This is a genomic window from Pseudoxanthomonas sp. J35, assembly GCF_000513995.1.
Classification (GTDB): Bacteria; Pseudomonadota; Gammaproteobacteria; order Xanthomonadales; family Xanthomonadaceae; genus Pseudoxanthomonas.
This window is the reverse complement of the sequence record NZ_KI911337.1, coordinates 104,185-115,522: the sequence shown is the minus strand read 5'-3', so window position 1 is coordinate 115,522 and position 11,338 is coordinate 104,185. Positions and strand designations below refer to the sequence as shown.

12 protein-coding genes are annotated in these 11,338 nt (G+C 70.4%); 4 read left to right on the top strand and 8 right to left on the bottom strand.

The features are described 5' to 3' along the window. The first annotated feature begins 246 nt into the window (after positions 1-246). The 3 genes from dnaG (at position 247) to PSEJ35_RS0114750 (ending at position 4,075) form a co-directional block, all read left to right on the top strand. Positions 247-1,980, top strand: a complete 1,734-nt coding sequence (gene dnaG, locus PSEJ35_RS0114760) for a DNA primase (protein ID WP_028918448.1) — start codon at positions 247-249, stop codon at positions 1,978-1,980. A 302-nt stretch (positions 1,981-2,282) separates the two neighbouring features. Continuing rightward, positions 2,283-3,029, top strand: a complete 747-nt coding sequence (locus tag PSEJ35_RS0114755) for a TerC family protein (protein WP_028918447.1) — start codon at positions 2,283-2,285, stop codon at positions 3,027-3,029. A 74-nt stretch (positions 3,030-3,103) separates the two neighbouring features. Beyond that, positions 3,104-4,075 carry an MBL fold metallo-hydrolase gene (locus PSEJ35_RS0114750; protein ID WP_232207685.1) on the top strand — a complete coding sequence of 324 codons (972 nt, stop codon included), beginning with the start codon at positions 3,104-3,106 and terminating at the stop codon, positions 4,073-4,075. A gap of 49 nt (positions 4,076-4,124) precedes the next feature. On the opposite strand, the gene cyoE is transcribed toward PSEJ35_RS0114750, so the two are convergent. From cyoE to PSEJ35_RS16455, 4 genes are read right to left on the bottom strand one after another with little or no spacing between them, the layout of a single operon-like run. Next, complete coding sequence (gene cyoE / locus PSEJ35_RS0114745) at positions 4,125-5,030, bottom strand: heme o synthase (RefSeq protein WP_028918445.1); 906 nt, start codon at positions 5,028-5,030, stop codon at positions 4,125-4,127. After that, complete coding sequence (locus PSEJ35_RS0114740) at positions 5,027-6,217, bottom strand: COX15/CtaA family protein (protein ID WP_028918444.1); 1,191 nt, start codon at positions 6,215-6,217, stop codon at positions 5,027-5,029. The genes cyoE and PSEJ35_RS0114740 overlap by 4 nt, the downstream gene beginning before the upstream one ends. A gap of 13 nt (positions 6,218-6,230) precedes the next feature. After that, positions 6,231-6,803: a hypothetical protein gene (locus PSEJ35_RS0114735; RefSeq protein WP_037083498.1), complete on the bottom strand. Its 573-nt coding sequence runs from the start codon at positions 6,801-6,803 to the stop codon at positions 6,231-6,233. Then, on the bottom strand, positions 6,800-7,567 hold the full coding sequence (locus PSEJ35_RS16455; protein ID WP_037083496.1) for an SURF1 family protein: 768 nt from the start codon (positions 7,565-7,567) through the stop codon (positions 6,800-6,802). The genes PSEJ35_RS0114735 and PSEJ35_RS16455 overlap by 4 nt, the downstream gene beginning before the upstream one ends. A 63-nt stretch (positions 7,568-7,630) precedes the next feature. On the opposite strand from PSEJ35_RS16455, the gene PSEJ35_RS0114725 reads away from it, so the two are divergent. Continuing rightward, the gene (locus PSEJ35_RS0114725; RefSeq protein WP_028918442.1) at positions 7,631-7,849 is read left to right on the top strand and encodes a twin transmembrane helix small protein; all 219 of its coding nucleotides are present in this window, start codon (positions 7,631-7,633) and stop codon (positions 7,847-7,849) included. 175 nt (positions 7,850-8,024) lie between these two features. On the opposite strand, the gene PSEJ35_RS0114720 is transcribed toward PSEJ35_RS0114725, so the two are convergent. From PSEJ35_RS0114720 to ctaD, 4 genes are read right to left on the bottom strand one after another with little or no spacing between them, the layout of a single operon-like run. Continuing rightward, on the bottom strand, positions 8,025-8,894 hold the full coding sequence (locus PSEJ35_RS0114720) for a cytochrome c oxidase subunit 3 (protein ID WP_028918441.1): 870 nt from the start codon (positions 8,892-8,894) through the stop codon (positions 8,025-8,027). A gap of 19 nt (positions 8,895-8,913) precedes the next feature. Beyond that, positions 8,914-9,507, bottom strand: coding sequence for a cytochrome c oxidase assembly protein (locus PSEJ35_RS0114715; RefSeq protein WP_028918440.1), 594 nt, complete (start codon positions 9,505-9,507; stop codon positions 8,914-8,916). Then, the gene (locus tag PSEJ35_RS17790) at positions 9,504-9,638 is read right to left on the bottom strand and encodes a hypothetical protein (RefSeq protein WP_255326755.1); all 135 of its coding nucleotides are present in this window, start codon (positions 9,636-9,638) and stop codon (positions 9,504-9,506) included. Before PSEJ35_RS17790 ends, PSEJ35_RS0114715 begins: the two co-directional genes overlap by 4 nt. Before the next feature lie 53 nt (positions 9,639-9,691). After that, entirely contained in the window at positions 9,692-11,305 is a 1,614-nt protein-coding gene (ctaD, locus tag PSEJ35_RS0114705; RefSeq protein WP_028918439.1) for a cytochrome c oxidase subunit I, read from the bottom strand. Positions 11,306-11,338: the final 33 nt, after the last annotated feature.

Genomic DNA, 11,338 nt, shown 5'->3' with positions numbered 1-11,338 from the left:
GGCTCCGTCCGAAGCCCACCACTCCCACCCATCACGCCGCAGCGTAGCGGCCAGGCAACTGGCGCGTGGCGACGCGCCAGACGTCGCCAGCGCCCTTGTTCATTCCCGGCGCCCCCGCGCTCCCACGGCTCCGTCCGAAGCCAGCCACCCGGACGCCGTTGCCGTTGAGGTTACTGCTGGGTCCGCTGGCTCGATCCGCCACGCCGAACCAGCGGCCAGCCCGCCTCCCCGTGGCATCCTATTGCGATGGCCCGCCTGTCCGACGCGTTCATCGACGACCTGCTCGCACGCACCGACATCGTCGAGATCGTCGGCTCGCGCGTGCCGCTCAAGCGCAAGGGACGCGAATACAGCGCACCGTGCCCCTTCCACGACGAACGCACCCCCTCGTTCTACGTCTCCCCGACCAAGCAGTTCTACCACTGCTTCGGCTGCGGCGCCCACGGCACCGCCATCAGCTTCCTGATGAACTACGACCGCCTCGAGTTCCTCGACGCCGTCGAAGAACTCGCGCGCCGCGCCGGCATCGAAGTCCCCAAGGAGACCCGCCAGAACAACCAGGACAACGACCTCCGCGACCAGTACGCCGCCCTCGAAGCCGCGGCGAAGCTGTTCCAGCGCCAGCTGGCCGACAACCCGCGCGCCCGCGCCTACCTCGACGGCCGCGGCGTCGACGCCGACAACCGCGCCCGCTTCGCCATCGGCTACGCCGCCGACGGCTATTCCACCCTGAAGGACGCCCTCGGCACCGACGAACGGCGCCTCAAGCTGCTCGAGCGCACCGGCATGCTCTCGAAGAACGAGCGCGGCCACGTCTACGACAAGTTCCGCGACCGGATCATGTTCCCGATCCACGACCGCCGCGGACGCGTGATCGCCTTCGGCGGCCGCGTGCTCGACAAGGATGCCAGCCCCAAGTACCTCAACTCGCCCGAGACCCCCCTGTTCCACAAGGGCCGCGAACTGTACGGCCTGTGGCAGGCGCGCCAGGCCAACCAGAAGCTGGAACGGCTGATCGTGGTCGAGGGCTACATGGACGTGGTCGCCCTGTTCCAGCACGGCATCACCCAGGCCGTGGCCACCCTCGGCACCGCCACCACCGCCGACCACGCCGAACTGCTGTTCCGCAACGCCCCGGACGTCTACTTCTGCTTCGACGGCGACGCCGCCGGCCGCCGCGCCGGCTGGCGCGCGGTCGAATCGGTGCTGCCGCGGATGAAGGACGGGCGCCAGGCCTTCTTCCTGTTCCTGCCCGAGGGCGAGGACCCGGACACCATCGTCCGCCAGGAAGGCGCCGAAGGCTTCGACGCCCGCCTGGCCCAGGCCACGCCGCTGTCGCAGTTCTTCTTCGACGAGCTGGGCCGCGACATCAACCTCGGCACCATCGACGGGCGCGCCCGCCTGGCCGAACGCGCCCGCCCGCTGCTGGCGCAGCTGCCAGACGGCGCCTTCGCCGACCTCATGCGCCAGGAACTGCAGCGCCTGACCGGCGTGGACACCGCGCGACCCGCGCCCGCACCGGAACCGGTGCGCGCGTCGCCGCGACGCGGCGCTGCAACGCCGGCACCGAAGCGCAGCCTGGTGCGCAGCGCCATCGCCCTGCTGCTGCAGAAGCCCGCGCTGGGCGCACAGGTCGAACGGCCGTACCGCTTCGCCGACCTGCGCCAGCCCGGCATCCCGCTGCTGCTGGAGATCCTCGACATCGTCGCCCAGCGGCCGGAGATCAGCACCGGCGCCCTGCTCGAGCACTTCGTCGAGCACGAGCAGGGCGAAGCCCTGCGCCGGCTCGCCGCGCAAGTCCTGCCCGGCGAGGAAGCGGTGTGGGCGCACGAACTGCACGACGCCATCGCCCAGCTCGAACGCCAGACCCTGCAGCAGCGCATCGACGAACTGCAGCAGAAGGCGCGCGCCCAGGGCCTGGACGAAACCGACAAGTACGAACTGCGGATGCTGCTGCAGGTGCTGGCCGGCCGCGCCTGAGCGCCGCGGACCGCCCGGGGCCTCCACGCCGGCATCGCCGGGCCCCGTGCTAGGATGGCCACTCGAAGGGGAGTAGTCCTCCGTGCTGTCGCCGTCATGACGGGCCTTGCCGCCCCGGTGCAGCAGCGGGCCCGCCACCGGCCCGCGGACAAGACCTTCGCCGTCCCACGGCGAAGACGCGTCTCCCGGATGCGGTATCGCCGTGGTTCCCGCCACCTTTCCCGCCCACGCGGGCGTGCACCCGTCCTTGCCCCCACCGGGGGCAGCATGCCGGCTCGCGCCTGCCCTTCGACGAGACCCCGATGGAAGCCCTCTACAACCCCGAGATCTGGATCGCGCTGGCCACCCTGACCGCGCTGGAGCTGGTCCTGGGCATCGACAACATCATCTTCATCTCGATCCTCGCCGGGCGCCTGCCCGAAAAGCAGCGCAATCGCGCCCGCCGCTTCGGCATCGCCGCCGCCGCGATCACCCGCCTCGGCCTGCTGTTCGCGATCGTCTGGATCACCCGGCTGACCTACCCGGTGTTCGAAGCCTTCGGCCAGCCGTTCTCCTGGCGCGACATGATCCTCATCGGCGGCGGCCTGTTCCTGATCGCCAAGGCCACCCACGAGATCCACCAGAAGATCGAAGGCGCCGGTGCCTCGCCCGAAGCGGGGGGACTGAAGCGCGCCGCGACCTCCTTCGCCGGGGTGATCGTGCAGATCATGCTGCTGGACATCGTGTTCTCGCTGGACTCGATCATCACCGCCGTGGGCATGGTCGACGAGCGCTGGGTGATGGTCACCGCGATCCTGGTCTCGATCGGCTTCATGCTGCTGTTCGCCGGCCCGATCGGCGACTTCGTCGAGCGCCATCCCACGGTGAAGGTGCTGGCGCTGAGCTTCCTGCTGATGATCGGCCTGGTGCTGATCGCCGACGGCTTCGGCCAGCACATCCCGAAGGGCTACATCTACGCGGCGATGGCGTTCTCGGTGTTCGTCGAGCTGATCAACCTGTGGATCCGGCGGCGCGAGCAACGCGCCGCCCTGCAGCGGGACGCACGCTGAATCCCGCCGGCGCCGCTTGCCGGCCGGTGGACCGCGCGACCAGAATCGCGCGGTCCACCCGGGAGGAAGCCATGATGCGTATCCGCACTGCTGCACTGTCCCTGCTGGCCGTCGCCCTGGCCACGACCCTGGCCGCCTGCGACCGCCAGAACCCGTCGGCCGGTGCCGCCGCGCCCGCCCCCGAAGCCGCGGCCGAAGCCCCCGCCCCGGCCGCCAGCGAGGCCTTCCACGCCTTCGCCATCGGTTCGCTGCAGGCCACCGCGCTGCGCGACGGCACCCTATCGGTGCCCAACGACAACGCCGTGTTCGGCGTGGGCCTGACGCCGCAGGAAGTGGCCGACGTGCTCGCGGCGGCCGGCCAGCCGACCGACACCCTGCACCTGAGCGTGCAGCCGCTGCTGGTGCGCGCCGGCGAGCGGGTGCTGCTGTTCGACACCGGCGCCGGCCGCAACATGGGCGACGGCGCCGGCAAGCTCGGCGAGGCCCTGGCCGCCGCCGGGGTGGCGCCGGACCAGGTCACCGACATCTTCATCTCGCACGCCCACGGCGACCACATCGGCGGCCTGGTCGACGCGCAAGGCGCGCTGGCATTCCCCAATGCCACCGTGCGCATGACCGCGCAGGAATGGGACGACCTGCGCGCGCGCGCCGGGGCCGAAGGCGCCAACCCGGCGCAGGCCGCGCTGGTGGCGGCGATCACGCCTAAGGTGGAGACCTTCGCCGCGGGCGCGGAACTGGTGCCCGGCGTGGTGCAGGCGGTCGAGGCGACCGGGCACACCGTCGGCCATGCCGCCTACCGGATCACCAGCGGTAGCGACACCCTGCTGTACGTGGGCGACTCCATGCACCACCACGTCGTCTCCGTGCAGCGGCCGGAGTGGACGATCTCCTTCGACCGCGACGCCGACGCCGGACGCGAACGCCGCCAGGCCCTGCTCGCCCAGCTCGCCGACAGCGGCGAGCGCGTGTACGCCGTGCACTTCCCGTTCCCTGGGCTGGGCCGCATCGAGCGGCAGGGCGAAGGACTGGTATGGGTCGCGGAGTGACTCGACGCGGACGTGCGCTGCGCGCGCACGTCCGCTGCCCCGCCGCGGATCAGGCGGCCGGCAGCAGCAGCGGCAGCCAGTGGTCGACCAGCAGGAAGGCGAACAGCGCCATCAGGTAGACCACCGAATACTTGAACACGCGCATGGCGAACAGCTCGTCCGGCGGATCGAGCAGGCGCCACGCGTACCACAGGAACACGCTGCCCAGCACCAGCGCACCCCCCAGGTAGAAGAACCCGCTCATGCCGAAGATCACCGGCAGCAGGCTCACCTGCAACAGCAGCACCGTGTAGAACAGGATCTGCCAGCGCGTGTAGGTGACGCCGTGGGTCACCGGCAGCATCGGGATCAGCGCGCGCGCGTAGTCCTCGCGCCGGAAGATCGCCAGCGCCCAGAAGTGCGGCGGCGTCCACACGAAGATGATCAGCACCAGCAGCAGCGCGTACTGCCAGTCCCACGGGCCCTCGAGGTTGGTCACCGCGGCCCAGCCCAGCAGCGGCGGCGCCGCGCCGGCGACGCCGCCGATCACGATGTTCTGCGGCGTGGCGCGCTTGAGAAAGCCGGTGTAGACGACCGCGTAGCCGATCAGCGAGGCGAAGGTGAGCAGCGCGGTGATCGCGTTCACCAGCAGCACCAGGATCGCCATCGAGGCCACGCCCAGCACCACCGCGAACACCAGCACCTGCAGGGGGTTCAGCGCCCCGGTTGCCAGCGGCCGGTGCGAGGTGCGCGCCATCACCCGGTCGATGCGCTGGTCGATCAGGTGGTTGATCGCCGCGGCCGAGGACGCGGCCAGCCAGATGCCGAGCAGGCCGAACACGCTCTCGCGCAGCGGCGGCAGCCCGGGCACGGCCAGGAACATGCCGACCAGCGCGGTGAACACCAGCAGCGCGACCACGCGCGGCTTGGTCAGCTCCAGGTATTCGCGCCAGATGGGGATCGGGGCGGGGCTCATGCGCGGACCGGCTCGGGTTCCTTCAGCCGCGCCAGCAGGGTCACCAGCACCGCCAGCAGCGCCAGCGCGCCGGCGTTGTGCAGCACCGCCACCGGCAGCGGCAGGGCCAGCTTGACGTTGAGCACGCCCAGCGCGACCTGGGCCAGGACCAGCACCGCCAGCAGCGAACCCCAGCCGCGCATGCCCGGCAGGCGCGACAGGCGCACGGCCAGGACCAGCATGTACAGCAGCACCACCGCCGCCATCATCCGGTGCGCCATCTGGATCGCGATCCGCGAGGCGCCGTCGAGCACGCCGCCTTCGTAGTCCACGCCGATCCCGCGCCACAGCACGAAGCCCTCGCGGAAATCGGTCGGCGGCCACCACTGGCCGACGCACTTCGGGAAGTCGAGGTAGTGGTGCTCGGCCGTGGTCCAGCCACCGCCACCGCAGGCCAGCGCGGCGTAGTTGGCGCTGGTCCAGCCGCCGAGCGCGATCTGCACGCCCAGCACGACCAGCCCGGCGACCAGCCAGCGACGCAGGACGCGTGCATCGGCCAGCACGATCGGCAGGTGGGTGGCGCGCCAGGCCATCCACAGCAGCAGCGAGAACGTGGTCAGGCCGCCGAGCAGGTGGCCCATCACCACGATCGGCTTGAGCAGCAGGGTCACGGTCCACTTGCCCAGCAGCGCCTGGAACACGATCACCGCCAGGGTCAGCACCGCGGCGCGCGCCAGGTCGATGTTCGACCAGCGCATCGCCGCCAGCAGCAGCACGGCCTCGCCGGCGCCGGCCAGGGCGAAGGCCAGGCCGATCTGCCCGTACATGTAGGCCGGGATCGCCGCAGCCACCAGCAGCGAGGCGCCGACGATCACGCCCATGCCGAAGCGGCGCCGGCGCGCGGCCAGCAGCGCCAGCAGCAGCACCAGCACGCCCAGCGACGCGGCCAGGTGGCGGTGCACCTGTTCGCGCCAGGCCTTGGTGGTGTCGAACTGGCGGATCTCGCTGGCCGCGTGCGCGGCCGCGTCCTGCGGCGCCGACGGCCAGGTGGCGCGGCCGTAGCAGGTCGGCCAGTCGGGGCAGCTGAGGCCGGCGTCGGACAGGCGCACGAACGCGCCGAACACCACCACGCAGGCGGTCAGCGCCACCGCCAGCCAGGCGAAGCGGTGGAAATGGCGGGCCAGCGCGGGACGGGACAGGGGTTTCATCGGCGCACGGGCCTCACTTCAGCTTCAACAGGCGGGCCACGTCGGTGCGCAGCCCGGACGGATCGGCGTGCGGCGCATAGCGCAGCACGACGAAGCCGTTGGGATCGATCACGTACAGCGGGATGCCGGCCGGGTCGTCGGCGCGCGGCAGCGCGGCGCGCACGGCCGGATCGTCGAGCAGCGGACGCAGCTCCGGCGGCAGCGCGATGCCGTCCGGCGTCGCCCCCAGCCACAGCACCTCGACCCGGTCGGCGTTGTGCCCGAACAGCTTCCACACCTTGTCCAGCTCGGCCAGCAGCTGCACGCAGTCGGCGGCGCAGCCGGCCGGCGGCGCGGCGAGGATGCGCCAGGTGCGAGCGGCCGGATCCCAGTCGTAGCGACGGCCGTCGGCGTGCAACAGCGGGACCTCGCGCAGGTCGGCCGGCGGCTGCAGCAGCTCGCCGTGGTTCTTCAGCCCCGCCGGCATCCAGCCGCTCAGGCGCAGCAGGCCGGCGCCGAAGGCCGAACCGAAGAACAGCACGAACAGGGCGATCAGCATCAGTCGCCCGCGGCGGAGTCGGGCTGCGTCGGTGGCAGGTACGATCATGGGCCGGATTTTCGCACGTTGTGCGATGCCGCCGCCCGGGCCGCGGCACGGCGTTGGCGCAGGCTCAGCAGCACCGCGATCGCCAGCACCGCCAGCGCCAGGGCGAACCACTGCACCGCATAGCCGAGATGCCGCTCCGGCGTTAGCGTGTTCGGCAGCAGGTCGAGGTCGCGCGCATAGCCCGCCGGCAGGTCCGGATCCAGGCGCAGCACGCGCGGCGCCAGCGCCGGCAGGCCCAGCGCGGCGGCCACGGCTTCCGGATCGAGCGCGACCAGCAGCAGGGTGCCGTCGGCCTGCGTCTCGACCGCCGGCGCGGCCAGCCCTGGCGAAGGCGGCGGCAGCAGCAGGCCGGACACGCGGTCCAGCGGCGGTGCGGGCACGCCAGGCAGGCGCCGGTCGCCCGGCAGCGGCAGCCAGCCCAGTTCGACCAGCAGCGGCATCGCGCCGTCGGTTCCGGGCTGGAACACGCGGTAGGCGCGCACGCCGGCGCGTCCATCGCGGTTCTGGTTGTCCAGCAGCACCGCCGGCAGCGCCGCGAAGCGGCCATTGCCCGCGGCCCAGTCGTAGGCGCGCGCGCGCGTGGCGTCGGCGGCGAGCGCCAGGGGCTGCTCGCGGCGCTGTTCCAGCACCTGCGCCGACGCGTCCAGCAGCGCCTGCTTGGCGTGCATGCGCTGCAGCTGCCACAGCCCCAGCGAGGCGCAGCCCGCGGCCACGGCCAGCGCCAGCAGCCAGCCGACCCACAGCGGCAGGTGGCGCGCGCTCACGACGCCAGGCCCCGCGCCTGCGATAATGCGCGGCATCCTTCCTGCCACGCCGAGGCCCGTGCCGTGAACGATTCGCTCAAGACCCTGCTGATCGTCGCGTTCCTGCTGGTCATCCTCTGGAACCTCGGCAGCGCCCTGTACTACCTGCTGGTCGACCGCGGCCAGAGCAAGCGCACGGTCAACGCGCTCACCCGCCGCATCGGCTTCTCGGTGGCGCTGATCCTGCTGGTCATCCTCGGCATCTGGACCGGGGTGATCACCCCGCACGGCATCGGGCGGTGATCCGCGCGCCTGCGGCGCGCGGGCGGGATTCGGGATTCGGGATTCGGGATTCGGGATTCGGGATTGGGGATTCGGGATTGGGGATTCGAAAGAGCGAGGGCGCCCTGGCGGCGCCCTCGCTGCGTGACCGTGTCCGCTTATCGAATCACGAATCCCGAATCACCAATCCCCGCTCTCACAGCACATACACGAACAGGAACAGCCCCAGCCACACCACGTCGACGAAGTGCCAGTACCAGGCCGCCGCTTCGAAGCCGAAGTGGCTGTCCGGGGTGAAGTGGCCCTTCAGCGCACGGAACCACATCACCGCCAGCATGATGGTGCCGAGCAGCACGTGCGCGCCGTGGAAGCCGGTCAGCATGAAGAAGGTCGAACCGTAGATGCCCGAACCCAGGGTCAGGTTCAGCTCCTTGTAGGCGTGGATGTATTCCTCGGCCTGGAAGGTGAGGAACAGCAGGCCCAGCAACACGGTGATGCCCAGCCACAGCAGCACCTGGCCACGGCGTGCCGCCTTCAGTGCGTGGTGGGCGATGGTCAGGGTCACGCCCGAGGTCAGCAGGATCAGGGTGTTGACCAGCGGCAGGCCCCAGGCCGGGATGGTCTGGAACTGGCCACCGACCTGGCCCGGGCCGGCGGTCGGCCACGCCGCCGCGTAGCCGTCCCACAGCAGCGCGTTGGTCATCACGCCGTCGCCCTCGCCGCCCAGCCACGGCAGCGCAAACTGGCGGGCGTAGAACAGCGCGCCGAAGAACGCGCCGAAGAACATCACCTCGGAGAAGATGAACCAGATCATCCCCATCCGGAACGAGACGTCGACCTGGCGGTTGTAGTGGCCGGCCAGCGATTCGCGCACCACCGCGCTGAACCAGTAGAACAGCACCGCGACCATCATCGCCAGGCCGAGGAAGAACACCCAGCGGCCCCAGGACACGTCGTTGAGCCAGTTGGCCACGCCCACCATCAGGGTGAACAGCGAGATCGAGGCCAGGATCGGCGCCTTGCTCTGCGCCGGTACGAAGTAGTGGTCCGTCTGCGGTTGGGCCATGGTGGTGTTTCCGTGCTCGTCAGGGCGCCGCGTGCGGCGGGTGGGTGGCCTGCGCCGCGCCGAGTCGCGCGGTCAGTTCCTCGTTCTTGAAGAAGGTATACGACAGGGTGATGGTGCTGACGTCGGCCGGCAGGTCCGGGTCGACGATGAAGCGCACCGGCATCTCGCGCGTCTCGCCGGCCTGCAGGGTCTGCGCGGTGAAGCAGAAACACTCGGTCTTGGTGAAGTAGCCGGAGGCGCGCGCCGGCGCCACCGACGGCGTGGCGCTGCCGACGATGGCGCGGTCGCCGTCGTTGCGCGCCACGTACATCGCCTCGTTGAGCTCGCCGGGCACCACCTGCATGGTCAGCTGCTCGGGCTCGAACGCCCACGGCAGCTTCGAGTTCACGCCGCCGTCGAACTGCACGGTCACCGTGCGCGCCTTGCGCGCGTCGCCGGCGGCCTGCGCGCGCACCTGGCCGGGGCCCTGCTCCAGGCGGATGCCGAACACCTTCTCGCAGGCGATGCGGTACAGCGGCACCAGCGAGAAGGTGAAGGCGAACGCGGCCAGCGCCACGCCGGCCAGCTTCAGCCAGCCCGCGCTGCGCTTCGCCGGGGCCTGCTGGCCGCTCATGCGCCCAGCACGCCCGAGAGGATGAAGGCCACGTAGATCGCCAGCGCGATCGCGCCCAGCACCAGCGCGGTCCGCACCGCGCCCTTGCGGCGGCGCTCCGTGTCCTGGTTGTGGCCGTTGCCTGCGTTCATGCGGTACTTCCGGTTGCGGGGCGCCCGAGCCGCGGCGCCCCGGCGCTCCTGCCTCAGTGGCTCACGTCGCCGTGGGCCAGGTCGCCGTCCTTGATGACCGGCGGGGTCGAGAAGGTGTGGTGCGGCGCCGGCGACGGCACGGTCCACTCCAGGCCGCGGGCGCTTTCCCACGAACGCGCGTCGGCCTTGGCGCCGTTGCGCAGCGAGTGGAACAGGATCGCCGCCATCATGAACGGGGTGACGAACATGCCGAACGCGCCGATCGAGCTGACCAGGTTCCAGTCCGCGAACACCACGTTGTAGTCCGGGATGCGGCGCGGCATGCCGGCCAGGCCCAGGAAGTGCTGCGGGAAGAACAGCAGGTTCACGAACACCACCGACCACCAGAAATGGAACTTGGCGGCGGCCTGGCTGTACATGCGGCCGGTCCACTTCGGCCACCAGTAGTAGACCGCGGCGATCAGCGCGAACACCGCGCCGGTCACCAGCACGTAGTGGAAGTGCGCCACCACGAAGTAGGTGTCGTGGTACTGGAAGTCCGCCGGCACAATGGCCAGCATCAGGCCGGAGAAGCCGCCGATGGTGAACAGGATCACGAAGGCCACCGACCACAGCATCGGCGCCTCGAAGGTCAGCGAGCCCTTCCACATCGTGGAGACCCAGTTGAACACCTTCACGCCGGTCGGCACCGCGATCAGCATGGTGGCGAACATGAAGTAGATCTCGCCGCCCAGCGGCATGCCCACCGTGAACATGTGGTGGGCCCACACGATGAACGACAGGAACGCGATCGAGGCGGTCGCGTAGACCATCGCCTGGTAGCCGAACAGCGGCTTGCGGCTGAAGGTCGGGATGATCTCGCTGACCACGCCGAAGGCGGGCAGGATCATGATGTAGACCTCGGGATGGCCGAAGAACCAGAAGATGTGCTGGTACATCACCGGGTCGCCGCCGCCGGCCGCGTTGAAGAACGAGGTGGCGAAGAACTTGTCGGTCAGCAGCATGGTCACCGCGCCGGCCAGCACCGGCATCACCGCGATCAGCAGGAAGGCGGTGATCAGCCAGGTCCAGCAGAAGATCGGCATCTTCAGCAGGTCGATGCCCGGCGCGCGCATGTTCAGCACGGTGGCGATGATGTTGATCGAGCCCATGATCGAGCTGATGCCCATCATGTGGATGGCGAAGATCGTGAACGCCACGTTGTAACCGCCCTGCAGCGACAGCGGCGGGTACAGGGTCCAGCCGCCGGCGGGGGCGCCGCCCGGCAGGAACAGCGTGACCAGCAGCAGGGCGAAGGCGAACGGCATGATCCAGAAGGACCAGTTGTTCATGCGCGGCAGCGCCATGTCCGGCGCGCCGACCTGCAGCGGGATCATCCAGTTGGCCAGGCCGACGAAGGCCGGCATCACGCCGCCGAAGATCATGACCAGCGCGTGCACGGTGGTCATCTGGTTGAAGAACTCGGGGCTGACGTGCTGCAGGCCCGGCTGCATCAGCTCCAGGCGGATGACCACGCTCATCGCCGCGCCGATGATGAACATCACGAAGGAGAACAGCAGGTACAGCGTGCCGATGTCCTTGTGGTTGGTCGAGAAGAACCAGCGCTCGACGAACCCCTGCTTGTGGCCGTGGTGGTCGTCGTGGTGCTCGGCGGCGGTATGGGCCATGGCGTTGCTACCTCTGGAATGCGTTTGCGTGGC

Excerpts from the sequence above, each read along its gene's own strand:
- cyoE (WP_028918445.1), bottom strand. The coding sequence starts at position 5,030 with ATGAGCCCCGCCCCGATCCCCATCTGGCGCGAATACCTGGAGCTGACC.
- PSEJ35_RS17790 (WP_255326755.1), bottom strand. The coding sequence starts at position 9,638 with ATGAACGCAGGCAACGGCCACAACCAGGACACGGAGCGCCGCCGCAAG.
- PSEJ35_RS0114720 (WP_028918441.1), bottom strand. The coding sequence starts at position 8,894 with ATGGCCCAACCGCAGACGGACCACTACTTCGTACCGGCGCAGAGCAAG.
- PSEJ35_RS0114740 (WP_028918444.1), bottom strand. The coding sequence starts at position 6,217 with ATGAAACCCCTGTCCCGTCCCGCGCTGGCCCGCCATTTCCACCGCTTC.
- PSEJ35_RS0114735 (WP_037083498.1), bottom strand. The coding sequence starts at position 6,803 with ATGATCGTACCTGCCACCGACGCAGCCCGACTCCGCCGCGGGCGACTG.
- ctaD (WP_028918439.1), bottom strand. The coding sequence starts at position 11,305 with ATGGCCCATACCGCCGCCGAGCACCACGACGACCACCACGGCCACAAG.
- PSEJ35_RS0114755 (WP_028918447.1), top strand. The coding sequence starts at position 2,283 with ATGGAAGCCCTCTACAACCCCGAGATCTGGATCGCGCTGGCCACCCTG.
- PSEJ35_RS0114750 (WP_232207685.1), top strand. The coding sequence starts at position 3,104 with ATGCGTATCCGCACTGCTGCACTGTCCCTGCTGGCCGTCGCCCTGGCC.
- PSEJ35_RS0114715 (WP_028918440.1), bottom strand. The coding sequence starts at position 9,507 with ATGAGCGGCCAGCAGGCCCCGGCGAAGCGCAGCGCGGGCTGGCTGAAG.
- dnaG (WP_028918448.1), top strand. The coding sequence starts at position 247 with ATGGCCCGCCTGTCCGACGCGTTCATCGACGACCTGCTCGCACGCACC.